Here is a 26,035-nt window from a genome sequence, read left to right on the forward strand (position 1 = left end):
TTCCCGCTTATCCCATAGGAGTCGAGCACCCCTCCGTTCCAATCAACTTATTCAACAAAAAAAGTCTGCAATAAATCCTAATCAGATAGCCTTTTCTTAGAGTAATCTAACAGTTGTTTATTAATCAGTTTGTAGGTCAATTAATATCGAACATTAATTAATAAACTAATCAATTGAATTCGTTTTTCTAAAAATTAGCTCATAATATTTTTAACTTCTAAAAAAACTTACTTGTGTTATTGGAATCATAAAATCGCTCAAACATATTAAAATTTAAAACCATTAACAAATCATTCAAAAAATGATAATTTCATCAAAAATGCTCATTTAATGTCCGTTTTCCCTATTGACTACTTTATATTTCAACACTCTGAAAGAAAGTGAGCTTTTTAGCTCACTTTCTTTTTTTGGGGAATAGGGAAATGAAACAAAAACTCAAAGTTAAGGTAATCTTTTTTTAATCCTATATCATTGGATTTCTCGTTACGATTTTGTCATTTTTGAATTTTTTGTTAGATTTAGCCAATTGGTGATTACTTCATATTTAAATAACTAGTACTCACAAATCCTTTTTTACCATTGTAAGAAACAAATGCCCAATTATAATCGATTTTTGTTTTCCCTTCAGTTTGATAGCCAAGGAAGCTGACTTTTGCACCTTTTGGTATCACTGTTTGAACTTTATATTTTGTACTTGGACCAGTACGTAAATTTAAATTAGACTTTGTTGTAACAGTAGTTGGTACTTTTTGTAAATATTTAGTACTTACATAAGCTATACCATTTTTAGTAGTTGTTGTTTTAATTTGTGCCCAGCTAGCATTATAGTATTTTACAATCTCAATTTGATCTTTCTTTCTTAAAGTGTCTACTACTTTTGAACTAGTATTTGGAGCACTTCGTACGTTTAATACACTTGCAGTTACCTCATACACACTAATCGGAGCATTTATAACCGCTGCACTAACATGTGTCGGCCCGGCTGTTACACCATTTGAAACGAATAATGCGCCAGATAAGGCCATTGTTGATACAAAAGCTTTTAATAATTTTTTCTTCATTTTAAATTCCTCCTCTCACTTTACATCTCAATAATATTGAATCAATGTTTCAAAATTGGTCATGAAATGTATCCAAATTGTAAACTTTTCAATTATACTGTTCCGATACATTAAACAGGAAAAATTTGCATATACTTCCAAATTTATGGACAATCTAAATTTTGTATTTTGTATGAATGGAGGAGAATCATGGATAACCAACCGAACAATGAAGAAATATTGACGAATCGGCAAGGCCATCCAGTAACAGATAATCAAAACGTAAGAACCGTTGGTAATCGGGGACCAACAACTTTAGAAAACTATGACTTTCTTGAAAAAATCTCACATTTTGATCGTGAACGAATTCCTGAACGTGTTGTGCATGCTCGTGGAGCCGGTGCACAAGGATATTTCGAAGCCTATGGAAAAGTAGGAAATCACGCAATTTCTAAATATACTAGAGCAAAATTATTTCAAGAGAAGGGAAAAAAAACACCTGTGTATGTTCGATTTTCCACAGTTGTAGGTGGTGGACATTCTCCTGAAACTTTACGTGATCCACGTGGTTTCGCTACAAAATTTTATACTGAAGATGGAAATTGGGATTTAGTTGGTAATAATTTAAAAATCTTTTTTATTCGTGATCCTTTAAAATTTCCAGATATGGTTCACTCATTTAAACCAGATCCAGTAACAAACCTTCCTGATCCTGAAAGAATGTTTGACTTTCTTCATCTAACACCAGAATCCACTCATATGGTTACATTTCTCTTTTCACCATGGGGAATTCCAGCTAACTATCGACAAATGCAAGGGTCCGGTGTTAATACATATAAGTGGGTAAACAAAGATGGCGAGGCAGTTCTTATTAAATACCACTGGGAACCGCTAAAACAAGAAATAAAAAATTTATCACAACGCGAAGCAGATGAAATCCAATCTACAAATTATAATCATGCAACTCAAGACCTTTACGAAGCTATTGAGAAAGGTGATTATCCAGAATGGGAATTATGTGTACAAATCATGAGTGATGATGAGCATCCGGAGCTTGATTTTGATCCACTTGATCCTACAAAACTATGGGATCCAGAAAAGTTTCCTTTTTTACCAGTTGGAAAAATGGTATTAAATAAAAATCCAGAAAACTATTTTGCAGAAGTCGAACAAATTGCATTTGGGACAGGTGTTCTAGTAGACGGACTGGATTTTTCAGATGATAAATTACTTCAAGGTCGTACTTTTTCGTACTCAGATACACAACGATATCGAGTTGGAACAAATTACTTACAACTACCAGTTAATTCGCCAAAAAATCATGTAGCAACAAATCAACGTGATGGACAAATGGAATATAAAGTTGACGCAGCTCCAGGTCAAAACCCACATGTAAACTATGAACCTTCATCACTAGGTGGATTAAAAGAGGCGCCAAAGAATGGAAAAGATCATGAACCTATGTACAATAATAAGTTAGTACGACAAAAAATCGACCGACCTAACGACTTTATCCAAGCTGGAAATACTTACCGTGCTTTCGACGAAACTGAAAAAAATGAACTTATTTCAAATTTAGTAGATGCACTAAAAGTATGTAAGCCTCATATCCAAGAAACGATGGTTGGTTATTTTACAAAAGCTGATGAAGAATACGGACGCAGAGTGCGCGAAGGTTTAGAAAAAGCGAATCGTGATCAAACTGAACACACTAGCACCGAAGCAGCTGATGTCACATCTGATAAAGCGAAAAATATGGGCCATGAATCGGATCGATATTAAAGGTATAAACTGGGATAGGCAATCGCCTATCCTTTTTAGCGTAATAGTTTATTATTATAAAATCGAAACGAACAAGTTTTCAAATAACATTCGATACAGCTACAATACCCCTTACTTTTGCTTTCTGCTTTCTACCCACTAATTTTGTTTCCTATTAAGAATCCCAATTCAAGATGCCTTCAGATATTCACATATCTCTTCATATGCTACGTTTATCTTTTTCATTAATTCTTCTGTACCTTTATTTCGGTCTGGATGATACTTCTTAGCTAATTGTTTGTATTGATTCTTAATGACATTTAAATCTCTTGTATCAGTAGGTAATTCTAATATTTTAAGTAACTTAGTGATATAATCCTCTCTTTGCTCACCTGTTCCTTCTGTAATATATTTATCCATTAGATTAAACGCTTGCTCACTTAACTTATCGAAGGTTTGGTAAAACGTGCTAATATCTGCATTAGAAACAGTTATATGGTGATTACTATAACTTGTAATGATCTTTCTTTTTACTAACATATTAAACACAAGTAGTTCTTTTAAAAATAAACAAGTTCTATTATAAAGGTGTTGATCTACCAATGATGCTTCTAATTCATTTAACAAAGCAGCCGCTGTTCTTGCAACACTCACTGTCGTGTAATCAATACCAGCATAAGTATTTCCATATCGATCAATAACAGAGTGATAGCTACCATTAATATAAAAGTGCATAGGCACTATTCGATTATCACTTATTTTTTTTAGAGCAATTTTCAATTCCCCTGTTGAGTTACTAATTTGTAGTACTCCTTCACCAAATACATAAAAACATTCATCTTTTATGGTTGGAGTATCATAAGTAAAGACGGGTCCCTTTGCATAAACATGAATCTGTTCAATATAAAATCCTGTTTCAAATTGACCAGCTGGGTAATAGGTTGAACCGTTACTTGTGCCTTGATGACTATGACCTTCACTTGAACCTGAACCACCTGAAAAAAAGATCGATTTAATAATAAAAAATGCAATGATTAAAAAAATAAAGAACCCCACTGTTTCTCTCCCTCTCTTGTATTAATAACTATAAAATTTAACCAATATATAAAATACATCTTTAAGTATACACAATCAAAAATGTGAAAAAAAGATTGTTTTAGATAAAATGACCTATGTAATAGACCTTATTACCCATCAATTCTCCTATTCTGTTTCTTCTATACTCTAAAATTGATTTTAATCATTTTCAGGATGATAGCGACCAGACTACTCGGATTAAAGCTTTTTACTATAGATGATAGGTAAAAGATTATTAACTGAATATTGCAACTTAAATATTCACAATTAAAAGTTAACAGTTTAAAATAGGTTTGTAAGGACGAAGATAATACGTATGAAATTAATTGAGAGTGGGCTGATACTTAAATGAATAATGTGACTAAGTTTAATATTTTCAAACCAGCAAAAGACATATTTGAGGCATTTGTTGATCCAAGTAAAATAGGTAACTTTTGGTTTTCTTCTAGCTCTGAACGATGGGAAGAAGGAAAAGTCATTACTTTAAAATATGATCTTTACAATGCTGAAGGTAAAATTAAAATCATCGAAGTTGAAACAAATAAGAAGATTGTGTTTGCTTGGGGACCTACAGAAGAAGGAAATATCGTAACGATTACATTAAATGAACAAGATCAAAATAACACAATTATTGAAGTGGTAGAAGAAGGCTTTAGTGAAAGCAACCCAGAATATGTTCATCATTTAATCGATAATAAAGAAGGCTGGGTATTTATGCTAAGCTGTTTAAAATGTTATTTAGAATTTGGGGTAACTAAGTTAAGAGGCGGACTAGTGAAATAATTTTAATATAATATGATTTATCAATGGGCTGTCCCCTGAGTTAGGTTAACTGACTCTTGGATGCCCCCTTTTTAATTGTAAATGGAATATATTATTCGTCTGGTATTCTGTAGTCATAACTTAGAGGGGGGTATCTCTGGGGTGCTTATCATTTGTAATTGAACTAGTTGATCTTTTTTATAGATTATTAGCAGATTTTTTATTCGGTTTAATTTGAATAAGAGCTGTTTTGCTATTTTACCATTAGAAAGGTACTACTATTGTACGATCCCCAGGTTAAATACCCTAACCAGTATAGGTAAATTTAAATTTTATTTGCGGTTCCTTGGAATTTAATTGCAGTTTTGCTAATTTTATTTGCGATTCTCTATTTTTAATTGCAGTTTCTCCAATTTTAATTGCGATTCTCAGATTTTATTTGCAGTCAGCTGTTTATTTGCAGCATTTCAACATTTATTTGCACTCTTGGACTCTTTATTTGCAGCACCAGAATTCATTTACAATTCTCAGATTTTATATCGCTGCCTTTTTGTCCCATCAAAAAAGTGTAGCTAAACTCATATGCTAAAGATTAGCTACACTTATAAGAATTAACTAAACCTTTTCAAGCCTTCTTCAAGAAGCCCAACAGCAAACTCTAACTCATTTTTTGTAACAATTAAAGGTGGATGCCATGTTATGCAATTGCCTCCAGAAAGCTTAAAAGAAAGCCCATTGTTTAAACAAAAATAAAGAATTTTTTCAGCTAATTCATCATTCTTTTCCTTTGTTTCACGAGACTTGACTAACTCAATAGAAATCAATAATCCGGCAACTCGTATATCGCCAATCTTCTCATACTGATCATACAGTTCAACTAGCTTTGTTTTTACGAATTCGGATTGTACTCGGCAATTCTCTTCCAAGTTGTAGTCATCTATATACTCAATTGTTGAACAAATCGCTGCACAACCTAATGCCGGTTTCTCATGTGTATAATGACCAAGTGATATTTCTTCAGCAACATCGTATTTTGTACGAGTTAGTACAGCTGCTTGAGGTATGACCGCTCCACCTAGCCCTTTTCCTAGAACTAGAATATCTGGCTCAATCTCAAAGTTTTGATGAACATAAAATGCGCCACTTCTCATTAAGGCTGTCGGGACTTCATCAAATATTAATAGAATGCCATTTCGATCACATATTTCTCTTAATCTTTTAAAATAAGACTTTGGTGGGATATGTGTATCAGTTGCTCGAATTGGTTCTAATAAGATTGCCCCAATTTCTCCTTCATGCGCAATCATATATTCAATATGGTCTAAGCAAAAATTCGCTACTTCTTCATGCAAATCATTTTTTAATAGATTACGATATCCATTAAAAGGGATTGCTTTTAAAGTACCGGGCATAAGTGGACCCATATCCTTTTTAAAGACATATTCTCCCCCAACAGAAATTGCATCTAAACCAGCTCCATGGAATGATTCCCACATTGAGATGACTTTATGACGCCCAGTTACCTTTCGCGCAATTTTAAGAGCTAATCCGACAGCGGCACTTCCAGAAGGTGTAAATAAAACTTTGTAATCTTTTGAAGTTGTTTTATTTACTAATGCATTAGCTGCCTTAATGACAATCTCAGATGTAAACCTTCTTGGAATAAATGGGAGTTCATCAACTTGTCTTTTGATTGCATCCACTACATATGGATTTTTATATCCAACTTGATGTGAACTATTTCCATGAAAATCTAAATATTTGTTTCCATTCACATCAATTAGATAACTTCCATAAGCATCGACTATTCCATTAAGACAAGGCGTAGACATTGATTGTCTTACAAAAACCCTTTCATCCTCTTGAATGACTTCTCTGCTAATTTGATTTAATTGATTCATCCATTCCGTGCGTTGAGGACTTGAGTTAATATCGCCTTCTCTTTTCAAATGAGTATTTAACATGTTACTTTCTTACCTTCTACAATTAAATCATTAATTTTTTCAATTAAAATAGGTAATTCACTCATTGATTTAATTGTGAAGTCTGCACCATTTTGTCTAAATGATTGTTCAGTTTTTGAAATGATTGCTTCTTTCTCACTATCTGTTAAACTACTAAACTCTTCTAAACTAAGTCCCATTTCTGAACTTCCGATAATGACGCCGACAGACCAAACACCTGCATTAATCCCTTCTTTAATATCCGAAATTGTATCGCCTACTTTCACGACTTTCCAAGGAGCTGTTAACTTTAATGCTTCCATGTTACGGTAAATCATATACGGATAAGGTCTACCAAATGAATTTGTTTCGTCAGGTGTAATATAGAAGTCTGGATAATAGCCTTTCGTCTCAGCATTTGGTACGACTACATCCATCATTTTATTTGTGTACCCTGTTGTTGAACCTATTTTTAGACCTTTATTCCTTAATTCCTGCACTACTTCGATGACTCCAGGAATCGGATCTGCATAGTCAGATAGTGAAGCCATTAGAGCTGGTTCAAAGTTTGCGTAAAGTATATTCACATCTTGTTCATTGAATGGTCTCTCATATTTTTCAATCCAAAGCTTAGAAATTCTAGGCATTGAAAGCATTTCACGAATATGATCGATTTTTAACATTCCCATTGGTGCTCGCGCTTCTTCCATTGTTACTTCAATTCCAGCATGTTTAAAAATATCGATAAACACATTTACTGGCGCAAAACATCCGAAGTCAACTGTTGTACCAGCCCAATCTAAAATAATTCCTTCAACTTTGTTCATTTTGTCACCACTCCCATATATTCTTCGATAATATTGCATAAACCTTGGATGTCTTCTTCATAAATTTCTCCAATATTTCCTACACGGAATGTATCTGCAGCTGTTAGCTTACCTGGATAGATTACATATCCTTTTTCCTTTATGAAATAATAGAAGTTTTCAAAGCTAAACTGTTCACTTGGAAATAAGAAGGTTGTAATAATTGGCGATTGATTTTCCTCAGTTATATAAGCATGAATTCCTACATCTTTTAATCTCATTCTTAACAAGCGGTTATTATTTTGATAACGTCCAAATCTAGCAGAAATGCCACCTTCTTCAATCAATTCATCAATTGCTTTTGAAAATGCTGCAACAACATGCGTTGGAGAAGTGAATCTCCATTTTCCATCCTTGTCCATTTCCTTCCATTGATCGAATAAATCTAAAGATAAACTTCGAGCAACTCCCTCACATTGAACAAGCTGATCTAGTTTTGCAATAACAAATCCAAATCCTGGTACTCCTTGAATACATTTATTCGCACTACTAATTAAGTAATCTATTTCCAGTTTTCGCACATCAATTTCGATCCCACCAAAGCTACTCATCGCATCGATCATTAACGTTTTATTATATTCTTTTGAAAGTTCGGCTACCATTTCAATTGGGTTTAATATACCAGTTGTTGTTTCGCAATGGACCATCACGATGTGAGTAATCGCTTGATCTTTTTCAATAATATCTCTTAACTCTTCTTCTTTAGGAAGCTCCTCATATGCAATGCTATATTGAATGAAATTAAGTCCAATATATTTAGCCATTTTTACAATACGTTCGCCATATGCTCCATTCGTTACGATCAATACCTTGTCATTCTTTGAGATTGTTGAACTAATAACTGATTCAACTGCAAATGTACCACTACCTTGCATTAAAACAACTGTATAATCTTCTTCGGATACATTTGCTAGTTCTAGAAGTTGTGTTCTAATTTTTTGTGTTATTTCTTTATAATCATTATCCCAAGTACATCGGTCAAAGAGCATTTCTTCTTTGACCGTACTTGTAGTAGTTAATGGACCTGGTGTTAGTAATTTATAGTTTTTCATGGCTTTTCATCCCCTTAGTAATTATTTTGCAGCATTAAAGAACTGTTGGTGCTCTTCTAATAACTTAACTGTTAATGGTTGACTAAATTTCATAGAATGAGCTGGTTTATGCTCATCGCTAACAGTTTCTCCTTTATATAAAGCAACTGGGTAATTTTTGATTAAATCTTTACGAGCATCTTTAATAATTACTTCCGCCATTTTCATTGCTAATTCATTTGATTTCTTATCTTTTTTAACAACTGCAACTGATTCAGTTAGTGAGAAGTTTCCTTCTGTTGGATCTACATAGTCAATTGGTAAACCTGATTTTTGATCTAATACTGCTTGGTGACGTAATCCAATACCCGCTGCAACCTCGCCAGCTTCTACTTTCTTAATTGGACCTGAACCTGAGCTCTCTAAATGTGGACCACAGTTTGCGATTAAATCATGTAAAATGGTTTTACCTTCAACTTCTCCATACTGAGTAATAATAGCTTGAATTAATAACCAGCCAGTTGAAGAATCCATGATATTTGGAATTGATACTAAACCTTTAAATTCTGGTTTTGCTAAATCTTTGATTGAAGTTGGCATTGGTAAGCCTTTTTCTTTCATTACTTTTGTATTTACAAAGATTGATCCTGTGTTAGCTAAAATTGGTGTATAGAATGAAGGATATTTCTCTAGTGAATTTGTTTTAAATGTTAAGTCTTCAAACATATTATGTTTTTCTTGGGCACTATCTAAGAAATATGAACTCATTGTTACTAAATTCGCTTCGATTTTATCGCCTTCAGCCATAAGTTTTCCACCTAATTCCGAAGTACCAAATGTTTGGAACACATATTTCCCTTCATAACCAGCTTTCTTTAATGCACTTTCCATTGATGTAATAGCTTCTTCATCACCATTCGTATAAATAACAACTTTTCCTGAGGCATTTGTTTTTGAACTATTACATGCAGTTAATGAAAAAACTAAACATAATGCGAATAATGACAACATGATTCCTTTAAATTTCTTAAACATAAAATAACCTCTCTTGTTTTAATTTTTTTATAAATGATTGATTATCCCTGAATAACACTTTTTCTCTGGAAATAGTCGCAGATGAATTTAACAATTAAATTCGTGAAAAAGATTAATAGAGATAATACAAATATTTCATCGTATTTTTGGAAATGCTGAAGTTCTTTAATTTTGCTTGCAACTAATGAGGTTTCAGCTGTTATTAAGAAAATGATCCCACTCACCGTTACCATTGAATTGATAAAATAGTAACTAATCATTTCAAAAACTGTTGATTTAGAGTTTGGTAAAACAACTCGGTAAATTGTTTTAAACCATGAATCTCCCATTAATTCTCCAGTAGTTTCCCAACCAGGATTCATTTTAGATAATGAGTTTTTCGCTAATAAATAAGGTGTAGTAAAGAAATGAACGATGTTGCAAAGAATGATAATGGCAAATGTTCCTTTTAAGCTACTATTATTGAAAAATAGTAAATACGATAAACCTAAAACCATACCTGGAACAGTGTTTGTTAGCATCGAAATTAAATCAATGACTAGCTTAGATTTATTTTTTATAGCTGTTCGCACATTTAATAGTGCCGAGCTATATGCAACAAGAGTTCCTAGTATTGCTGTTACAACTGAAACATATAAAGAGTTTTTATAAACTCCTATTAAATCACTTGATTGAAAAGCATCTACGAAATGCTGTAGCGTAAAAGTTAATTTAAATGGATAACTAATAAAAAATGGAATGATGAACATTACTGCAAATACTGAAAGAATTCCAACTAATATGATTGTAGAAATGATCCCGAAACAAATATCTCTTACTTTATTGGAAATCATTTCAACGTTTGTAAACTTGTCATAATGAAAATTGAATTTTTCAAGATAGTTTAGTAATAAAACGCCAAATACAGCTGGAACTAGCATTAATACTGCAATAACTGCCCCATTATTAAAATTAGGAATTGATCCAAGCATAACTTGATATAACTGGGTAGCTACAACGTAATATGTACCACCCACCGAAGCTGGAATACCGTAATCTGTAAAGCTTAAAATAAAGGAAAGAACAAAAGCTCCACCAAGCGTTCCAATTAATGGGCGAATAATTGTATTTTTGAAGCTTCTAAATGGACCGTCACCCATCAATTCAGAAACAACCATAAATTTTTTATCAATATATTTAAAAGAATTATTAATTAATAGGAATGCAGCTGGTAATGTATAAATTACGTATCCAATTAGCAATCCATTAAATCCATAAATTTCAAATAAGTTTTTTCCTATTAGTTTTGTTATTAAACCTTGTTGACCAAAGGAATAAATAATCGCAAATCCATAAGTGATTGTCGGCAGCAACATTGGTATGAGAATAACGATTTTCATAAATCCTTTTAAAGGTTGAATCAATTTCGTACAGTTAATTGAATATGCCAGAATAAAAGCTAATATTGTGCTGACACAAGCAGTAATAGTAGAAATCTTAATACTATTCCAGACTGCTTGAATAAGGGTTTTATCTGCCAGCATTGTTAGATAATTATTAACTCCAAACCCATGATCCGTTTCAATTGACCGATAAAATAATATGATTAATGGTAGTAATAGAAATGAGACAAATAATAGTAGAATCGCTAAGTAAATAACTTGCATTTCCGGTTTAACTTTATGCATATTTCTCACCAAACAAGTTGTAAATATTATGTCTCTTAATTTGAAGCTGCTTTAATATAAACTCTTCAACAAATCGATTATTTGGTTGGTTTATGATTTCACTTGGCGTACCAAATTGCGAAATTTTACCTTCATTAATAATTAAAATTTTATCCGATAAAGTTAAAGCCTCTTCTGGATCATGTGTAACGATAATCGTCGTTAGTTTAAATTCTCTTGCGATTGATTTAATTCGTTCTTTAATTGATTCCTTTAGGACACCATCAAGTGCACTTAAAGGTTCATCTAATAATAAAATTTTTGGCTTCGTTACTAATGTTCTAGCAAGTGCAACTCTTTGTTTCTGACCTCCGGATAGCTCTCCTATTTTCTTATTTAAATGAGGTTTTAGTTCTAAGAAGTCAATGTATTCCTGTAATTCTTGATCCGAAACAAGACCTTTCTTATTCCTTAATCCGTAAACAATGTTTTCATATGAATTCAAGTTAGGAAAAAGTGCATAATCTTGAAAAACAATATTGAATCCTCTATTTTTCATTGGTGTTTTTGTAATATCTACATCATTGAATATTATTTGACCTTGATCCATTTGCGTTAGACCTAGAATTAGATTTAATAAAGTTGTTTTTCCACTTCCACTTGGACCTAGTAATGAGACGATTTCTCCAGTTTTAATTTCAAGATTTATATCTGTTAATACGACTTTTTTATCAAACTGTTTGCTAACATTTTGTAGTTTCAGCAAACTGTTCACCCCCTTAAGTACAACCTTAGTATAAAATTCATATGTAAACCCAATTAGACTTTTAAGTAAATAATATGTAAATTATCAGTAAGTTTTGCATAACTCATGCATATATTTACATTTAATTAACCAAACATTTTCATTACTACTATTGATAATGTGCATTCGTTTCATTAAACTGAAAAGCAAGTCTTAATAAATACTGAATGGGTGAGGTTATGTTTCCACTTGAAAGACAACAAAAAATAATCGATTTATTAAAAATAAATAATGTTTTAAAAATAACTGAGTTAACTGAAGCTCTAAATATATCTACTGACACTTTACGTAGAGATTTAAATCTACTTGAAAAACAAGGCAAAATTGAGAAAATATATGGCGGTGCAAAAATAGCTGAATCGAAGTTCTTTGAATCATCAATGGAAGAAAGAATGGTGAGCCACTTAGAGGAAAAAGAAAAGATTGCAAAGAAATGCACTGAACATATTGAAGATGGAGATTGTATCTATTTAGATAGCGGCTCTACTACACTACAAATTGCGAAATATATTAAAGATAAAAAGAATTTAACAGTCGTTACGAATTCGATCCCAATCATCAATGAGTTAATGAATAGTTCAATTGAATTGATCATAATCGGCGGTAAAATTAGACGAAATGAACGATCGGTCGTTACGTACGATTACTTATTTAATTTTAATGAATTAAATATTCTAAAGGCGTTTATCTGCGCGAGTGGAATTACAATTGAAAAAGGAATTTCCGATTATAATTTAGAAGAGGCAATTACAAGGAAGAAAATAATTGAGTTATCCAACCTTAATTATGTAGCAGCTGACAGCACAAAATTCGGCAAGAACGTCACTGTTCATATAGCACCGCTTGAAAAAATTGATTATATCATTACGGATTCTCATATTAATAAAAGTTTTATTTCTAAATTTAATAAGACAAATACTAATCTGGTAATTTCAGAATAGATAAAAGGAGGAGGGTCCATTTAATGGGGCCCTCCTATTTTGATTGAAGAGATGAGTAGTGTTGAATAATATCAGGGGCTGCAAATAAGTGTTCTGTCCGTGCAAATAAGTCGGAGAAAAGTGCAAATAAACAGTTAAGTGCAATTAAATTCTAAGGAACTGCAATTAAAATTAGCAAATCTACAATTAAATTATAAGGAATCGCAATTAGCAAATCTGCAATTAAATTCCAAGGAACTGCAATTTTTTTAAAAAAATTCCCCATACCATTAAGGGTGTTACGACCTAAAACTTATAAAAATCAGGTACTTTCAATAATAGAAAACACGCGTTGCAGCGCTCTTATACATTTAAGAACGGATTTTTTTAATGCAACTATATACTGTCTCAATTAATTTTCTAAATTGTTCTCCAATATCTTTCAAAAAAAAGAACCCTAAAACATAATGGGTTCATTAAAACTCTTTATCTCCGCTGATTCGAACCCCTTACATATAGGATAATAATCGCAAAGATAATCATTCCACAAACAATAAAAGGCATTAAGCCTGAACTGTAAACCATATATACTCGAATATGACGTATTGCATTTATAACTATAAAAAGCGCCATGCATAACCATAAAATTACAATAAGAGCCGCATTCTTATTTCTTCGCATAAACATCAGCCCCTTTCAATAAAGCAATTACAAAAAATACTGTTTGTTTTATTATATAGTCGAATTAACGAATCAATGACCATACGTTTTTGAGTATATGTAAAAGTTTAAAAAAATTAAAAGGATAGCTAGGTTATTATAACTAGAGCTATCCTATGGCTTCCATTATTGATAAATCGAAAAATCTATAAGATCTGCATATGGCACATCATTTTTAATCTTATTTTCTAAATCAACAAGTGTATATTTTTGCCACTCCTCTAATCGATTCATATCCCATTTTTGGACAAATAAATGGTGCAAAAATATTTCTCTCAATTTAAGAAAGATCGGGATTTGTTTTACTATATCATTATGAAGTAAGTTTTCTAGTTTATATCCTTTAAAAAAGTTCACCATAAAAGTCTCAATAAACTGTTCATTCATTTCGTTAAAAGAATTCTGTTGCCAATATGCATGATAAAAAGCTGTAGCAATATCCTGTGCGAACCAATTAAATGCACAATCATCAAAATCGATCGTAAAGAGACTATTACCGACTAAAATTATATTCCCTTGATGAAAATCATTATGTATGATCCCAAATGCATCGGATGTCACTTGAAATTGTACGAGCTTTTCCATGTGTTTATCATAAAACTCTTTCATATTAGGAACTAACTGATCTCTAATCCCAAAAACATCAATACGATTAGGTGACCAGGCAGGACGATGAACTTCACTTAATTTATACTGCTTGGCTAAAGAGTGCATCTTTCCTAATTTTTTACCCCATTGTTCAAACAGGTGTTTATTCCAATGGTTAGGGTTTGTCACATCAATTTGTTCGCCATCAATATACTCAAAATAAGTTATGACTCTTCCATCCTCTTCTCTAAAATTACGATCCGCTCTTGGGACATTTACTCCTTGCATATGTAAAAAATTTATAAAATCAATTTCCTGTAACACCATTTCTTTTGTTTTTCCTAATTTAGACTGCCTAACCACCCTATTATAGTCTTCATCATAAAATACATCATTTTGAAGCCCACCGGTTAAACGAACTTGTTTACTATGCTTCCTTTTCATTAAGAGTCCCTACTTATCTTATAAATTTTATCCAATCCCATTTTTGTGTTCAGAACAAAAATATATTAAGATATTTTTAAGTGTTTTATCTTTTCTATATAAAATATTCTATCTATTCAATTTAAGGAGTTTTCAAAATATGAGTATGCCATTTGAATTTAATTGGTTAATTGTAACGAATGATCACGCCGTTAGACACGAAAACAATCTATTCACGCTAGAGCAAAACGGATACCATGTATATCCTATTGACACACCAATCAATGTCTCAAGAAAGAATGATGAAAAACCTTTTGGAGTAGCTGTTATACAGAAAATCGAATGGAAAAATAAGAATACTTATATGCTTTATGAACTAAAAGCAATTGATACAGTTAATTAATCAGCAAAATTAAACAGAAAAAGTTCAAGAACAATACTTGAACTTTTTCTAATTATAAGTCATTCTTAACATATTTTTTCAACCTTGAGATTTTAAAGACTTTGAATAGATAATTGGAGCATTATTTTTACTAACCATCTCAATAATACCAACTTCCTGTATTTTCCCTACTATCATATCATTTCGATATAAACAATAATTATACGCTTCGGCTAATTTATCCGGTGACAATCTATTTGCTAAAGTACAATGTGGTACCCACTTCTCAGGTAGATAAATAGACTTTGGATTATCATTAAAATGTTTAAACTGAATATGAAAATTCTCATGCAACTCAATCAAATTTTTAGTAATATGTGGTAAAAAATACAATATGCCTGTATTTAAAAATGATCCAATTGAATTAAAACTAATATCTATTTCCGTCTTATTTTCATAAAAATCATCTAATTGTTCAATAAACCTTTGCTTATCTAAGCTATGATAACTAGCTAAAGTAATGTGGGGTTTTCGATCTACTACTTCATCAGCATAGAAAGAAATCGATTTTTCTCTTAACTCTGTCCAAATATCTTTAATAATTTGTTCGGTTTTTGCATCAAATAATGCTACAACTCCGTACATCAATCTTCCCTCTTTCTAAACTTATACTAGATCCATATGCATAATAAAGAGCTCACCTTTTCTCCCCATTACTCTAATTCCTTTATCAATAAATCCGCTCTTTAAATAAACATGCTGTGCAGTAATATTTTTATGATTGACTCCCAAAATAATTTCATCTCGCTTGGGGAAATTCGCTTTTACAAAAGAAGGCAATAAATTTAAAGAGTGTTTCGCAATCCCTTTTCCTTGAAAATTTGTATCAACAGAAAAAGCCCTTAATAGAATTGCATTTTTATTATCACTATATTGTCTAACTCCATCCCAACCATGTAAAACAAAAAATCCTGCAACATCATTGTTACTCAAAATTAAAATCGCATGACGATCAGCCTCTATTACACATTTTTCTATATTCTCTATAGGTAGACCAGTAAATTTTAGATGCTCATCAGCTAGAAAATAGTTTTTTAATTGATCATCATATTGATCATTATAAAATTGTAATGAAATAGTATTTGTCGGTAATAAAGAATTAAACATGAAAATATCCTCCAATAAAAATATAATTATAAGAATAGTACAACAATTATAATCGTATTTCTACAGTGTTTTTTTACTAGATCATTAAAATTCTTAAACAACTATATTGAAATCATGGAGGGTTAAATCCTAATATGTATCCAAACCACTTCTTTAGTGGTTTTTCCTCGACAGTTTTCTTAAATAAAAAACCTATACTTGCTCAAATGGTTCGGGATAATTTTGCTGAAAATACGATAATAAATCGCTTTTTTTAAGAAGGAGATTCAAACAAATTTGCTGGCTAATCGCAGATTTAAATACAAGTTTATTGCAAAACTGACACTTTTCCTTTTCAATAAATGCATGTTTAATAGACAAAGGGAAAATCGTCTTTTGCTTTCCAGCTAATAATATGTAGCTTTGATGTTTAACAGAAAAGCTTATTTTATAACCGTCGTATCCTCCAAGCTTACTAATTACCACGTTTTGAATATCTAAATCTTGAATCACCATGTGAAATAGCACCTCCGTTTTCAACAAAATATATGACGAAATGCTATTTTTATGTCTCATTATCGTTAAATATTTTCATAAAAAAATAAAAACTACCCAAAAAGTAGTTTTTTATCACGATTTCTTTATTAATTTATTATTTTACTGTGGTCGACGATTGTCAAAAGCTATTTTATGTCTGATTAAAATTGTTCAGAATAATGTTCTTGGAAATAGGCTAATAATTCTTTTCTTCTATTAAATAATGTTGGACAAACTTGTTGACTAATAATTGAAGATAAAACTAGTTTATTACAAAGCTGGCATGTTCCTTTTTCATTAAAAGTGTGAATTAGAGACAAGGGAAATAATATATTTGTTTTACCGACTAAAAGTACATACTGCTGGTGATTAATCGAAAATCTAATTTTATAGCCTTTATAATCCGTATGTTTTGCAATCTGTACGTTTTCAATATCAAGTTCAAGCTTTGTCACTTTGACTTGCACCTCCAATTAAAGAGTAGGATTAAGATTTTAATAGACTTTTTTGCGCTTATATTTCCTGACAACTTGTCTAATCTATATTATTAGTTTACTTAACAAAACTTTCTTAAATCAATAATCTTATCTGTATTTACTAAAAACTATTTCAGCTTTTTCACTTTGATGAATAATAAGAGTTTCATATTCTTACTTGTTTTTTTTAGTAAATTTTGAACAAAATTTACTTTTACGGAAAAATTTGACACTAATTAAGTGAAGATACCTATCATCTTATGTTAGAATTTAAACTAAATGTGATCTCACATTTTAAATAATTTAATTACCAAGTTCATGTAATCTTAGATTCGCCCTTACTATTAAATGAGGTAAGGGATTTTTTCTTTGTTATTTCAGTTATTGGTTAGAGGGAAGGTTAGTAATGAAATCAAAATCAGCAAGTACCTTATTAAAGTTAAATTTGAAAGGAGAAAGAAACAAAAAGCGAACTATAAACTCATTGGCATTAGTTGGACTTGCTTCAACATTAACAATTCAAATTCCATATAATACTACTGCAGCTGCAGCCTCGATTGATTCCAAGAAAACTCTGCAATCTAGTAAACTTTATTCAAATAATACTATTAGTACATATAAATCAACCGGTAATGGTGTCCGCGTAAGATCTGGAGCTGGTACCTCTTATCAGATTTTAGGCAGTGTTAATAAAAATCAAAAACTAGATGTCATTTCATTGTCTAATGGTTGGTATAAGATAAAATTTAATGGGTCAACAGGATATATTAGTGCGTCTTATGTTGGAAAAGTCACCGAATCGACTAATAGTAATAATAATCAAGTGGTCAGTTCGGGTAACTACATTTCTACTGGTAATGGAGTCCGCATAAGATCAGGCGCTGGAACTTCTTATCAGATTTTAGGTAGTGTTAATAAAAATCAAAGACTAGATGTGATCTCAGTATCTAATGGTTGGTATAAAATAAAATATAATGGGGTAACTGGATATATTAGTGCTTCTTATGTTGGAAAAGTTACCGAATCGAATAATAGTAATAATAATCATGTGGTCAGTTCTGGAAACTATATTTCTACTATTAATGGTTTACGCGTAAGATCTGGGGCTGGAACTTCTTATCAGATTTTAGGTAGTGTTAATAAAAACCAAAAACTAGATGTCATCTCATTATCTAACGGTTGGTATAAGGTAATATTTAATGGGGTAATAGGGTATATTGGTGCATCTTATGTTGAAAAAGAGACAGGTTCAAATACGACAGATTCAAACAAAGTTGATTCAAGTCAGACAGATACAAATAAAGTGGATTCAAATACCTCTCAATCATTTGATGTACAATCTTTAATCACCTTATCTAAAAAGTATTCAGGTGTACCATATATTTGGGGTGGGGAAAATCCATCAGGTTTTGACTGTAGTGGATTTATTTCCTATGTATTCAAAGAATCTGGATTGTCACTTCCTAGAACAAATGTTGCAGGATATTGGTATAATAGTTCAAATTTAAAAACTGTAGATGACTTTCAACCTGGAGATTTAATCTTTTTCCAAAACACTTATACTTATGGACCGTCCCACATGGGTATAGTGATTAATGATAATGAGTTTATCCATGCAAGTAGCAGTTCAGGCGTAACTATTTCTAAAATAAACAATTCATATTGGAACCAACATTTTTTAGGATTTAAAAGATTTAAATAGATATTGCAAACACCTTACTAAAAAAACACCTATCATGGGTGTTTTTTAGCTTGTTGACATAAAACAAAGTCTAATACACATAATCGGCTCATGATATGTAAAGTTGCCAAATGGTGATCATTACTTACTCAAGTTAATGAGGAACTATAATTGCTAAATCTTGATTATTCCTTACTCATAGCGGGTTTATGAGGAACTATAATTCCTAAATGTTGTTTTTTACTTCCTCATAGCCGGTTCATGATGAAGTATAATTCCTAAATGTTGTTTTTTACTTCCTCATAGCCGGTTCATGAGGAACTAAAATTCCTAAATGTTGTTTTTTACTTCCTCATAGCGGCTTCATGAGGAACTAAAATTCCTAAATGTTGTTTTTTACTTCCTCATAGCGGCTTCATGAGGAACTATCTTTCCTAAATGTTGTTTTTTACTTCCTCATAGCGGCTTCATGAGGAACTATTTTTCCTAAATGTTGTTTTTTACTTCCTCATAAACGGTTTCACGAGGAACTATTATAGCAAAACAATGATACTCACAACTAATTCGTGAGTTAGTATAAAATTAAAACGTTAATTATAACTTACTCATAACAGGTTGTAATGGACATCAGCAACAAATACCTACTAATTGACCTACTCATTTTTCATCACACAAAAAAACACCCATCACAGGTGTTTTTTTATTAATTACGTTCAATGATATCCTTTAATTCAGACCAACAAGTAATACGTGGGATGTCCAACCCTCGATTATATGAAGTGTCTTTCACGTAAGCTTTTAAAGGTAATTCTGATAGTGTGTTCAATATTTCTGGTTTATCATCAAAATAGAAATCTAAAGCTAATTCTTTTATTATATGAATTTTTTCAGAATCTTTCATTCCACAATAAAATCGATCTTGATGAACTGGAAATCCATTCTTTAATAACCATTCTTTCGTTCGTTCACCATATTCTTTATTTCTTGCAGTCACATAATAAATTTCGTGTCCCTGCTTTTCTAATTCTTGTAATGTTTCAACAGCATATGGAAATGGAGGACAAGTAGTAAAATATGTCTCTTCTAAATTACTCTTCCACATTTCGCTTCCTTCTTCTGCCGTTAAGCCAAAAGGTTCATGAATTTCAACAGTTTTTAATTCATTATAAGCTTCTATAGGAATGTTTTTATTTAATTTTTTATTATAAATGTGAAAAGCATGCTGTCTTAAATCAATTAAAGTATCGTCTATATCGAATCCGAATTTCATTCTAAAAGTCCTTCCTCATGAAGTAGTATATTTTGGATAGCCTATGAATTTATAATCAGGACCAATTTTCGTTAATTCGATCTCTTCAAGTTCAATCGCTTGTCCCATTTTATCAAGTCCAGTACCTTCTAAAAATGTAGGTGCATTTTTTCCACCTATTAATTTAGGCGCTAAATAGACAATCACTTTATCAACTAAATTTTGATTCATAAAGGAAGCATTCACTTCTCCCCCACCTTCAACTAATAAAGAAGAGATTGAATGTTCACCTAGAACTTTTAGCATTTCGTTTAAATCAACTCGACTTAGATCGCTCGTAACAAATACTTTAACACCTAAGTTTTCTAATTCACTTCTTTTTTGTTCAGCGTGTTTTTGACTTGTGAATATCCATGTTTCAGCTTGCTGATCGGTTACTACTTTTGATTCTAAAGGAATTTTTAAAGTTGAATCTAGAATCACTCGTACTGGATTACGTCCGTTTGGAATTCTAGTTGTTAATTCTGGATTATCTTTTAATACTGTGTTAACACCAACTAATATCGCGCCAATTTCATTTCTTAATTGATGAACATCATTTCGAGCTTCCGCTGAAGTGATCCATTTACTATCAGAAGAATGGGTAGCAATCTTCCCATCTAATGTAGACGCTGATTTCATTACGACAAAAGGAATGTTTTTAACAATATATTTGTTAAATACTTCATTCATTTTGATCGATTGCTCTTCACAAACTCCAATGATTACTTCAATTCCCGCATCTTGAAGAATTTTTACTCCTCTTCCTGCAACTAAAGGATTTGGGTCAAGTGTAGCAACAACAACTTTTTTCAAACCTGCACGTACAATTGCTTCTGCACAAGGACCAGTTCGTCCATGATGAGAGCATGGCTCAAGCGTTACATAAATTGTTCCACCTTCAGCTTTATCGCCCGCCATTCTAAGCGCATTAATTTCAGCATGAGGTTCACCGGCCTTTAGGTGAGCACCAATTCCAACAATTCGATTATCATTTACGATTACAGATCCTACTAATGGGTTGGGGTCGGTTTGACCTTTCGTAGCCATTGCATTTTGAATAGCTAAATTCATATAAAATTTATGATTACTCACTTGTACGTCCTCCTTTAAAATGACCAGAACGAACAATTTTAGTCTCTAAATACTTTTCGTTATACTTTGATTTGTCTCCCCATAATTGAATTCTTCCAGATACATTAGCTCCAGATTTTTGAAGAGCATCCAATTTTCTTGGGTTGTTTGTAATTAAAGTAACCGGCTTTGAGCGAAGCGTTTTTAATACTCGAATAGCATCTTCGTAGTTTCGTGCATCATCTACAAAACCAAGCTCTTCATTTGCCTCAACAGTATCATATCCTTGCTCTTGGAGAACATACGCCATAGCTTTACTAAATAAACCGATTCCTCTTCCTTCATGATTTGCTAAATAAAATAATGCACCTGATTCATTTGAAGAAATCATTTTCATTGCTTCTTTTAATTGGAATCCACAATCACAACGCTTACTTCCAAAAATATCACCTGTATGGCAAATACTATGCATTCGAATTAGAGCATCCTCTGAATTTTCAAAGTCACCATAAACTAATACGCTTGATTGTTGCATTTCTGCTAAATTTGATGAAGCTAATTTACTAATAATTTTTTCAGTGTTATATGAACCATCGCTACAAAAATCTCCTTCGATATCCTCACAGCGTAGCCAACAATACCATTGAAAAAGGACTGTTTCTCCATCTAAATTTACTGGTAATTTAATTGGTCCAACTAAATAAATTGATTTATCGTTATTTTTTATTACATTAATTTTCTCTTTTAATAAAGAAACTACTTTTTCGTTGATCATGAGGTTTCCTCCTGTTTTCTTACACGATTTCATATTGATATAATATATTTCTTAATTTTCACTTGTCCATTTTTAAACTTTAAAGGCATTCTTATAAAGTCACATCAAAGTGATGTTTAAAAGTACTTTCCTGTGTTAGTTGTTGCTTTTGTAAGCTTTCAACTTCTCCTCGTCTAGCATATTCAAATTTCTTTAACACTATTGTACTAGTATCTTTGTTTTGAATAGCATCTTGTATGATTTCTGCTAAAGTATCAGCATCTCTCATCGCAATATTTACACCAAGCGCTGCAGTAGGACTCATAGTGTGTGCCGCATCACCCATTATAATTAAGCCGTCTTTTACCCATGTTTTGCTACGGCTACTTTGAACATTTAATAATACAAAATCGTTCCAAGATTTTATATTTTCTTGAACAGTTTCAGTCAGTTCTGGAAATGCTTCGATTAGCTGATTTACAAAAGGATTAAAAGATTTTTTTCTTAAGTTCGGAAAAGAACCTTCATCTATATTCCATCCAATTTGAATAAACCCACCTGCTTGAGTAAACAAAGCCAATTGTTGTTTATTTATCAATGTTAATCTAACTGTTGGATCCCAACTTACTGGTCTTGGTACTTTAGCCCAAAGTAGATCGTATCCATGTTTTATAATATCCGTGTGTATTTTTGCTAATTTACGGATTGTTGAAAATCGACCGTCGGCACCAATTATAACCGAGCTATTAATTGTTATTTCGGTACCATTTTTTATTGCTTTAACACCAATATAGCGTCCATTTTGATCTTCTATTAATTTAGACACACGTGTGCTCATCAAAAGCTTGAAGTTTTCATATTTATTTGCTTCTTTTAAAATAACATTTAATAAATGATTTTGTGGAACATGAATACCAACATGTATTGAACCTTGTGATGGAAAAATACTTTTTATTATTTTATTATGATTCCAATATTCAACACGATCCATTAGCAGCAGTCCGTATTCTTTAACTTTTTCATAAAGATGATGTTTTTTTAATATTAGTTCACCATCAGAATTTAGATGTTCCCCCCTAAATTCTTTATCAATACCACTATGTCGTTCCACAAGAACAGTTGAAATATTATTTTTAGCAAGCAAATATGCTAATAGTGCACCACCCGGTCCTGCACCTACAATACATACATCTGTATTCATAATCATGTTGTTTTGCCACCTATTTATAGACATTTATTATTTTTCAAAAAAAATTATTTAGTTACTTTATGTAAGTAAGTTTAATTTAGTAATAAACTTACGTCAAGTAATAAATTTATGTATGGTAATCTTGTTATTAATACAAATTTAGTTATAATATGGATATAGGTGAGGTGGTTTTAAATGGATTTTTCTTTATTATGCCCACGGTTTGAAAAAAGCGTAGAGTTAATTAGTAAACGCTGGGCAATTCTTATAATTTTTCAACTTCTTTCTGGATCACAACGATTTTGTACGATCGAATCAACTTTGCCAATTAGCGGGCGCGTTCTTTCAGAAAGACTAAAAGATTTAGAACAAGCAGGTATTGTAAAACGAGATGTTTACCCAGAAACTCCGGTTCGAATCGAATATTCTTTGACAGAAAAAGGACTGGCTTTAGAACCAGTTATTAAGGAATTAATGAAATGGTCGCAAGATTGGACAACAATCGATTAAAAATGGTTTTTGTTTTTTGCTTCGCCTGTTAATTATTTTTAGAATTCAATTGTAAATAAAAGGGATGTCTCATAAGTTAAATTTCTAACTTGTGGACATCCTTTTTTAATTTGGCTCAGTTTTGATTTTTTTGAGCAAATGATAGTTATTTTCTTATAAAAATGCGTTATTATTGTGTTTTCATTTCTAATTATATGTTTTCCTTTTGGGCAGAACCAATATATTGCGCTTTGGATGCTCCAAGACCAAATATAAAGAGTAGAATCGATGCACCAACTAATATTAAAAGTGGAATCGTCCAGCTATTAGTTGCATCATGTATAAATCCAAATAGGGTTGGGCCAATAGCCGCAAGTAGGTATCCAATCGATTGGGCCATACCAGATAACTCCGCAGCCTGTTGTGCATTCCTTGTACGTAAGCCAAAAAACATCATGGCTAGGCTAAATGCGAAGCCACCTCCTATACCTAAAGCGCTGATCCACAAGACGATTAAATTTAAACTACCATATAGTAACCCAAACATCCCTATCAAAAGTAAAATTGCTGTAATAATCACTAACGAACGTTGACTAGACATGCGCCCTGCGATGACTGGTACGATAAAGGTAAATGGGAGCAAAGCCAATAGCATAACAGAAAGCATCAATCCAGACTGACTTGAATTCAATCCATGTTGTTTAAGAATTTCTGGCAGCCAGGCGACAAGTACATAAAAAATCATGGACTGCAGACCCATGAACAAGGTTACTTGCCACGCTAGTGCCGAACCCCACAAATTCACATGATTGTTAACCGTTTTATTATGAACTGTATCCCTTTTCGCGTTAAGATGTTTCATCTGTGGTAACCAAAATATAATAGATATAAAGCTAAAAATCCCCCATATTACCAATGCGCCTTTCCACCCAAATCCTACTCCAAGTGCAATGGGAACACTCACACCAGAAGCTATTGCTCCAAATAGGTTCATAGAAATGGAATACACTCCAGTCATCAAGCCAATTCGTTCAGGAAATTCACGTTTAATCAGGCCAGGTAACAATACATTACCAACGGAGATAGCCAATCCAAGAATAGCCGTACCTATATATAAAGCAGCAACCCCTGATAGGGAACGTATAGCAATACCAACAGTCAAAAAGACAATGGAACCAAAAATAATTCGTTCCACCCCAAATTTTTGCCCTAGTTTAGGTACAATAGGTGAAAAAAGCGCAAAAGCTAATAATGGCAACGTGGTAATCATTCCTGCCAATGTATTTGAAATATTCATATCATTCTTAATAAGACCGACAATTGGTCCTACTGAGGTTAAAGGAGCCCTTAAGTTAGCAGCAATAAATACAATACCAACAATTAATATCCAAACTGTTGATTTGCCAACAGTTGAAATGGCCCTTTTATTCTCCTTTTTAATTACTTGATCCATTGAATTCATCCTTTTCCCTCCTAGCTCGTGAAAAATTTATGTATTGTAGCTTGTTCAATATGTTTTACTATAAAGACAAGTTTCTATCTATCCAGGAAGAGAGATTTATTTTAAATTAGTAAAGGAATACCTAATCTATCGTTAAGCTATAGTAATTCAAATTCCATATTTTAATATAATATGGAGAACAACGACATCGTTGGTATGATTGGCATATGAATGAGTACCGTTAGTAGAAAAACTAATCGAATCATATTGATTTAACGTAAATGTCTCATTATTGACTGTAATTGTAAGGGTTCCAGACATAACAGTCGCGAGTTCTGTTGTATTCTGATGATGTTTTTCTGGATGGTAGGTGCTATTTGGTTGTAAATAAGCACGATACATTTCTATATTATTATTTACATTTTGAAATATCGGCTCAATTGCCCAGTTATTTTCGTCCCCAACAATTCGTAGTCCCTCACCCGCTCTAGATAGATTCACATTACTTTCAGATGAGAATAAAGCCATGAGTGGTATAGATAAACTATTTGAAATTTTCCATAACATTCCTATTGTTGGATTTGTTTCTCCGCGTTCAATATTTCCTAGCGTAAGCTTACTCACACCCGAAAATTCTGATAAGTCTTCAAGACTTAAACGTCTTTCTTTACGAAGTTTTTTTAGTACTGTTCCTACTTGTAAAACAACTTGCCTTTGATCATCAGCTTCTAAATTCATTTTGAGCCACCCTTTGAAATATCGTTGGAAAATATAAAGTAAAATAATTATTAATGTTTTACATAATATAGTAGATAAAATTATAATAAATAAACCAATTTATATATTATAATATACGAAAATGATAATTTAATCTAATAAAACATACTTCGTTACAACATACTCGTAAATTAAATAACGACTCTTTTCTTATATTGTTATGTGAAACTAACTAGTAATCATT

General features: G+C 32.0%; 26 protein-coding genes. 6 read left to right on the top strand and 20 right to left on the bottom strand.

Annotated elements, in window-relative coordinates; all coding sequences use genetic code 11:
* Positions 1-533: 533 nt before the first annotated feature.
* Positions 534-1,061, bottom strand: coding sequence for an SH3 domain-containing protein (locus COJ46_RS00910; protein WP_097978503.1), 528 nt, complete (start codon positions 1,059-1,061; stop codon positions 534-536).
* A gap of 189 nt (positions 1,062-1,250) precedes the next feature.
* Here COJ46_RS00910 and COJ46_RS00915 point away from each other — a divergent pair, with 189 nt between their 5' ends.
* Positions 1,251-2,822 carry a catalase gene (locus tag COJ46_RS00915; protein WP_097978502.1) on the top strand — a complete coding sequence of 524 codons (1,572 nt, stop codon included), beginning with the start codon at positions 1,251-1,253 and terminating at the stop codon, positions 2,820-2,822.
* A gap of 168 nt (positions 2,823-2,990) precedes the next feature.
* On the opposite strand, the gene COJ46_RS24830 is transcribed toward COJ46_RS00915, so the two are convergent.
* On the bottom strand, positions 2,991-3,857 hold the full coding sequence (locus COJ46_RS24830; protein ID WP_097978501.1) for a J domain-containing protein: 867 nt from the start codon (positions 3,855-3,857) through the stop codon (positions 2,991-2,993).
* Positions 3,858-4,226: 369 nt separating this feature from the next.
* Here COJ46_RS24830 and COJ46_RS00925 point away from each other — a divergent pair, with 369 nt between their 5' ends.
* Positions 4,227-4,661 (top strand): SRPBCC domain-containing protein, encoded by a 435-nt coding sequence (locus tag COJ46_RS00925; RefSeq protein ID WP_097978500.1) that lies wholly within the window; start codon positions 4,227-4,229, stop codon positions 4,659-4,661.
* Positions 4,662-5,251: 590 nt separating this feature from the next.
* On the opposite strand, the gene pbfA is transcribed toward COJ46_RS00925, so the two are convergent.
* The 6 genes from pbfA to COJ46_RS00955 are packed head-to-tail and all read right to left on the bottom strand — an operon-like array spanning position 5,252 to position 11,927.
* Positions 5,252-6,604, bottom strand: coding sequence for a (R)-1-hydroxy-2-aminoethylphosphonate ammonia-lyase (gene pbfA, locus COJ46_RS00930; RefSeq protein ID WP_097978499.1), 1,353 nt, complete (start codon positions 6,602-6,604; stop codon positions 5,252-5,254).
* Complete coding sequence (gene phnX, locus COJ46_RS00935) at positions 6,598-7,410, bottom strand: phosphonoacetaldehyde hydrolase (RefSeq protein ID WP_097978498.1); 813 nt, start codon at positions 7,408-7,410, stop codon at positions 6,598-6,600. The genes pbfA and phnX overlap by 7 nt, the downstream gene beginning before the upstream one ends.
* Positions 7,407-8,501 carry a 2-aminoethylphosphonate--pyruvate transaminase gene (locus COJ46_RS00940; protein ID WP_097978497.1) on the bottom strand — a complete coding sequence of 365 codons (1,095 nt, stop codon included), beginning with the start codon at positions 8,499-8,501 and terminating at the stop codon, positions 7,407-7,409. The genes phnX and COJ46_RS00940 overlap by 4 nt, the downstream gene beginning before the upstream one ends.
* 21 nt (positions 8,502-8,522) lie before the next feature.
* Positions 8,523-9,515: an extracellular solute-binding protein gene (locus COJ46_RS00945; RefSeq protein ID WP_097978496.1), complete on the bottom strand. Its 993-nt coding sequence runs from the start codon at positions 9,513-9,515 to the stop codon at positions 8,523-8,525.
* Between the two features lie 41 nt (positions 9,516-9,556).
* Entirely contained in the window at positions 9,557-11,182 is a 1,626-nt protein-coding gene (locus COJ46_RS00950) for an ABC transporter permease subunit (protein WP_097978495.1), read from the bottom strand.
* Complete coding sequence (locus tag COJ46_RS00955) at positions 11,175-11,927, bottom strand: ABC transporter ATP-binding protein (RefSeq protein WP_097978494.1); 753 nt, start codon at positions 11,925-11,927, stop codon at positions 11,175-11,177. Before COJ46_RS00955 ends, COJ46_RS00950 begins: the two co-directional genes overlap by 8 nt.
* A 218-nt stretch (positions 11,928-12,145) precedes the next feature.
* Here COJ46_RS00955 and COJ46_RS00960 point away from each other — a divergent pair, with 218 nt between their 5' ends.
* Entirely contained in the window at positions 12,146-12,907 is a 762-nt protein-coding gene (locus COJ46_RS00960; protein ID WP_097978493.1) for a DeoR/GlpR family DNA-binding transcription regulator, read from the top strand.
* Positions 12,908-13,372: 465 nt separating this feature from the next.
* Here the strand turns inward: COJ46_RS00960 and COJ46_RS00965 are convergent, their stop codons facing one another.
* Both COJ46_RS00965 and COJ46_RS00970 read right to left on the bottom strand, forming a co-directional pair.
* Positions 13,373-13,567 (bottom strand): hypothetical protein, encoded by a 195-nt coding sequence (locus tag COJ46_RS00965; RefSeq protein ID WP_097978492.1) that lies wholly within the window; start codon positions 13,565-13,567, stop codon positions 13,373-13,375.
* Positions 13,568-13,732: 165 nt separating this feature from the next.
* On the bottom strand, positions 13,733-14,638 hold the full coding sequence (locus COJ46_RS00970) for a phosphotransferase enzyme family protein (RefSeq protein ID WP_097978491.1): 906 nt from the start codon (positions 14,636-14,638) through the stop codon (positions 13,733-13,735).
* 139 nt (positions 14,639-14,777) lie between these two features.
* Here COJ46_RS00970 and COJ46_RS00975 point away from each other — a divergent pair, with 139 nt between their 5' ends.
* A complete protein-coding gene (locus tag COJ46_RS00975; RefSeq protein WP_097978490.1) occupies positions 14,778-15,020 on the top strand; it encodes a DUF2584 family protein in 243 nt (80 codons plus the stop codon).
* Between the two features lie 78 nt (positions 15,021-15,098).
* Here the strand turns inward: COJ46_RS00975 and COJ46_RS00980 are convergent, their stop codons facing one another.
* The 4 genes from COJ46_RS00980 to COJ46_RS00995 all read right to left on the bottom strand — a co-directional run bounded on the left by COJ46_RS00980 (position 15,099) and on the right by COJ46_RS00995 (position 17,137).
* Positions 15,099-15,644, bottom strand: coding sequence for a 2'-5' RNA ligase family protein (locus tag COJ46_RS00980; protein WP_098565614.1), 546 nt, complete (start codon positions 15,642-15,644; stop codon positions 15,099-15,101).
* Between the two features lie 21 nt (positions 15,645-15,665).
* Complete coding sequence (locus COJ46_RS00985; RefSeq protein WP_097978488.1) at positions 15,666-16,166, bottom strand: GNAT family N-acetyltransferase; 501 nt, start codon at positions 16,164-16,166, stop codon at positions 15,666-15,668.
* Positions 16,167-16,358: 192 nt separating this feature from the next.
* On the bottom strand, positions 16,359-16,661 hold the full coding sequence (locus tag COJ46_RS00990; protein ID WP_097978487.1) for a hypothetical protein: 303 nt from the start codon (positions 16,659-16,661) through the stop codon (positions 16,359-16,361).
* A 182-nt stretch (positions 16,662-16,843) separates the two neighbouring features.
* Positions 16,844-17,137 carry a hypothetical protein gene (locus COJ46_RS00995; protein ID WP_097978486.1) on the bottom strand — a complete coding sequence of 98 codons (294 nt, stop codon included), beginning with the start codon at positions 17,135-17,137 and terminating at the stop codon, positions 16,844-16,846.
* Positions 17,138-17,564: 427 nt separating this feature from the next.
* Between COJ46_RS00995 and COJ46_RS01000 the strand changes: the two genes are divergently transcribed.
* On the top strand, positions 17,565-18,860 hold the full coding sequence (locus tag COJ46_RS01000) for a C40 family peptidase (RefSeq protein ID WP_097978485.1): 1,296 nt from the start codon (positions 17,565-17,567) through the stop codon (positions 18,858-18,860).
* A 682-nt stretch (positions 18,861-19,542) separates the two neighbouring features.
* On the opposite strand, the gene COJ46_RS01005 is transcribed toward COJ46_RS01000, so the two are convergent.
* The 4 genes from COJ46_RS01005 to COJ46_RS01020 all read right to left on the bottom strand — a co-directional run bounded on the left by COJ46_RS01005 (position 19,543) and on the right by COJ46_RS01020 (position 23,162).
* A complete protein-coding gene (locus COJ46_RS01005; protein ID WP_097978484.1) occupies positions 19,543-20,109 on the bottom strand; it encodes a 5' nucleotidase, NT5C type in 567 nt (188 codons plus the stop codon).
* 15 nt (positions 20,110-20,124) lie between these two features.
* Positions 20,125-21,222, bottom strand: coding sequence for a bifunctional diaminohydroxyphosphoribosylaminopyrimidine deaminase/5-amino-6-(5-phosphoribosylamino)uracil reductase RibD (gene ribD, locus COJ46_RS01010; protein WP_097978483.1), 1,098 nt, complete (start codon positions 21,220-21,222; stop codon positions 20,125-20,127).
* Entirely contained in the window at positions 21,215-21,976 is a 762-nt protein-coding gene (locus COJ46_RS01015) for a GTP cyclohydrolase II (protein ID WP_097978482.1), read from the bottom strand. Before COJ46_RS01015 ends, ribD begins: the two co-directional genes overlap by 8 nt.
* Before the next feature lie 91 nt (positions 21,977-22,067).
* Complete coding sequence (locus tag COJ46_RS01020) at positions 22,068-23,162, bottom strand: FAD-dependent monooxygenase (RefSeq protein WP_097978481.1); 1,095 nt, start codon at positions 23,160-23,162, stop codon at positions 22,068-22,070.
* 177 nt (positions 23,163-23,339) lie between these two features.
* Here COJ46_RS01020 and COJ46_RS01025 point away from each other — a divergent pair, with 177 nt between their 5' ends.
* Positions 23,340-23,654, top strand: a complete 315-nt coding sequence (locus tag COJ46_RS01025) for a winged helix-turn-helix transcriptional regulator (protein ID WP_025671317.1) — start codon at positions 23,340-23,342, stop codon at positions 23,652-23,654.
* Between the two features lie 190 nt (positions 23,655-23,844).
* On the opposite strand, the gene COJ46_RS01030 is transcribed toward COJ46_RS01025, so the two are convergent.
* Both COJ46_RS01030 and COJ46_RS01035 read right to left on the bottom strand, forming a co-directional pair.
* Entirely contained in the window at positions 23,845-25,095 is a 1,251-nt protein-coding gene (locus COJ46_RS01030) for a CynX/NimT family MFS transporter (protein ID WP_097978480.1), read from the bottom strand.
* A gap of 147 nt (positions 25,096-25,242) precedes the next feature.
* Positions 25,243-25,812, bottom strand: a complete 570-nt coding sequence (locus tag COJ46_RS01035) for a helix-turn-helix domain-containing protein (protein ID WP_097978479.1) — start codon at positions 25,810-25,812, stop codon at positions 25,243-25,245.
* Positions 25,813-26,035: the final 223 nt, after the last annotated feature.

Origin of the sequence: Bacillus sp. AFS077874, from assembly GCF_002566505.1 — a bacterium.
GTDB lineage: Bacteria > Bacillota > Bacilli > Bacillales > Bacillaceae_G > Gottfriedia.

Bases quoted from the DNA above. Each gene is read 5' to 3' on its own strand.
- phnX (WP_097978498.1), bottom strand. From the start codon at position 7,410: ATGAACAAAGTTGAAGGAATTATTTTAGATTGGGCTGGTACAACAGTT.
- COJ46_RS01000 (WP_097978485.1), top strand. From the start codon at position 17,565: ATGAAATCAAAATCAGCAAGTACCTTATTAAAGTTAAATTTGAAAGGA.
- COJ46_RS01030 (WP_097978480.1), bottom strand. From the start codon at position 25,095: ATGAATTCAATGGATCAAGTAATTAAAAAGGAGAATAAAAGGGCCATT.
- COJ46_RS01025 (WP_025671317.1), top strand. From the start codon at position 23,340: ATGGATTTTTCTTTATTATGCCCACGGTTTGAAAAAAGCGTAGAGTTA.
- COJ46_RS00975 (WP_097978490.1), top strand. From the start codon at position 14,778: ATGAGTATGCCATTTGAATTTAATTGGTTAATTGTAACGAATGATCAC.
- COJ46_RS00915 (WP_097978502.1), top strand. From the start codon at position 1,251: ATGGATAACCAACCGAACAATGAAGAAATATTGACGAATCGGCAAGGC.
- COJ46_RS00950 (WP_097978495.1), bottom strand. From the start codon at position 11,182: ATGCATAAAGTTAAACCGGAAATGCAAGTTATTTACTTAGCGATTCTA.
- COJ46_RS01035 (WP_097978479.1), bottom strand. From the start codon at position 25,812: ATGAATTTAGAAGCTGATGATCAAAGGCAAGTTGTTTTACAAGTAGGA.
- COJ46_RS00925 (WP_097978500.1), top strand. From the start codon at position 4,227: ATGAATAATGTGACTAAGTTTAATATTTTCAAACCAGCAAAAGACATA.
- COJ46_RS01005 (WP_097978484.1), bottom strand. From the start codon at position 20,109: ATGAAATTCGGATTCGATATAGACGATACTTTAATTGATTTAAGACAG.
- COJ46_RS00990 (WP_097978487.1), bottom strand. From the start codon at position 16,661: ATGGTGATTCAAGATTTAGATATTCAAAACGTGGTAATTAGTAAGCTT.
- COJ46_RS00945 (WP_097978496.1), bottom strand. From the start codon at position 9,515: ATGTTTAAGAAATTTAAAGGAATCATGTTGTCATTATTCGCATTATGT.
- COJ46_RS00985 (WP_097978488.1), bottom strand. From the start codon at position 16,166: ATGTTTAATTCTTTATTACCGACAAATACTATTTCATTACAATTTTAT.
- COJ46_RS00910 (WP_097978503.1), bottom strand. From the start codon at position 1,061: ATGAAGAAAAAATTATTAAAAGCTTTTGTATCAACAATGGCCTTATCT.
- COJ46_RS01015 (WP_097978482.1), bottom strand. From the start codon at position 21,976: ATGATCAACGAAAAAGTAGTTTCTTTATTAAAAGAGAAAATTAATGTA.
- COJ46_RS00970 (WP_097978491.1), bottom strand. From the start codon at position 14,638: ATGAAAAGGAAGCATAGTAAACAAGTTCGTTTAACCGGTGGGCTTCAA.
- COJ46_RS01020 (WP_097978481.1), bottom strand. From the start codon at position 23,162: ATGATTATGAATACAGATGTATGTATTGTAGGTGCAGGACCGGGTGGT.
- pbfA (WP_097978499.1), bottom strand. From the start codon at position 6,604: ATGTTAAATACTCATTTGAAAAGAGAAGGCGATATTAACTCAAGTCCT.
- COJ46_RS00980 (WP_098565614.1), bottom strand. From the start codon at position 15,644: ATGTACGGAGTTGTAGCATTATTTGATGCAAAAACCGAACAAATTATT.
- COJ46_RS00940 (WP_097978497.1), bottom strand. From the start codon at position 8,501: ATGAAAAACTATAAATTACTAACACCAGGTCCATTAACTACTACAAGT.
- COJ46_RS00960 (WP_097978493.1), top strand. From the start codon at position 12,146: ATGTTTCCACTTGAAAGACAACAAAAAATAATCGATTTATTAAAAATA.
- COJ46_RS00965 (WP_097978492.1), bottom strand. From the start codon at position 13,567: ATGCGAAGAAATAAGAATGCGGCTCTTATTGTAATTTTATGGTTATGC.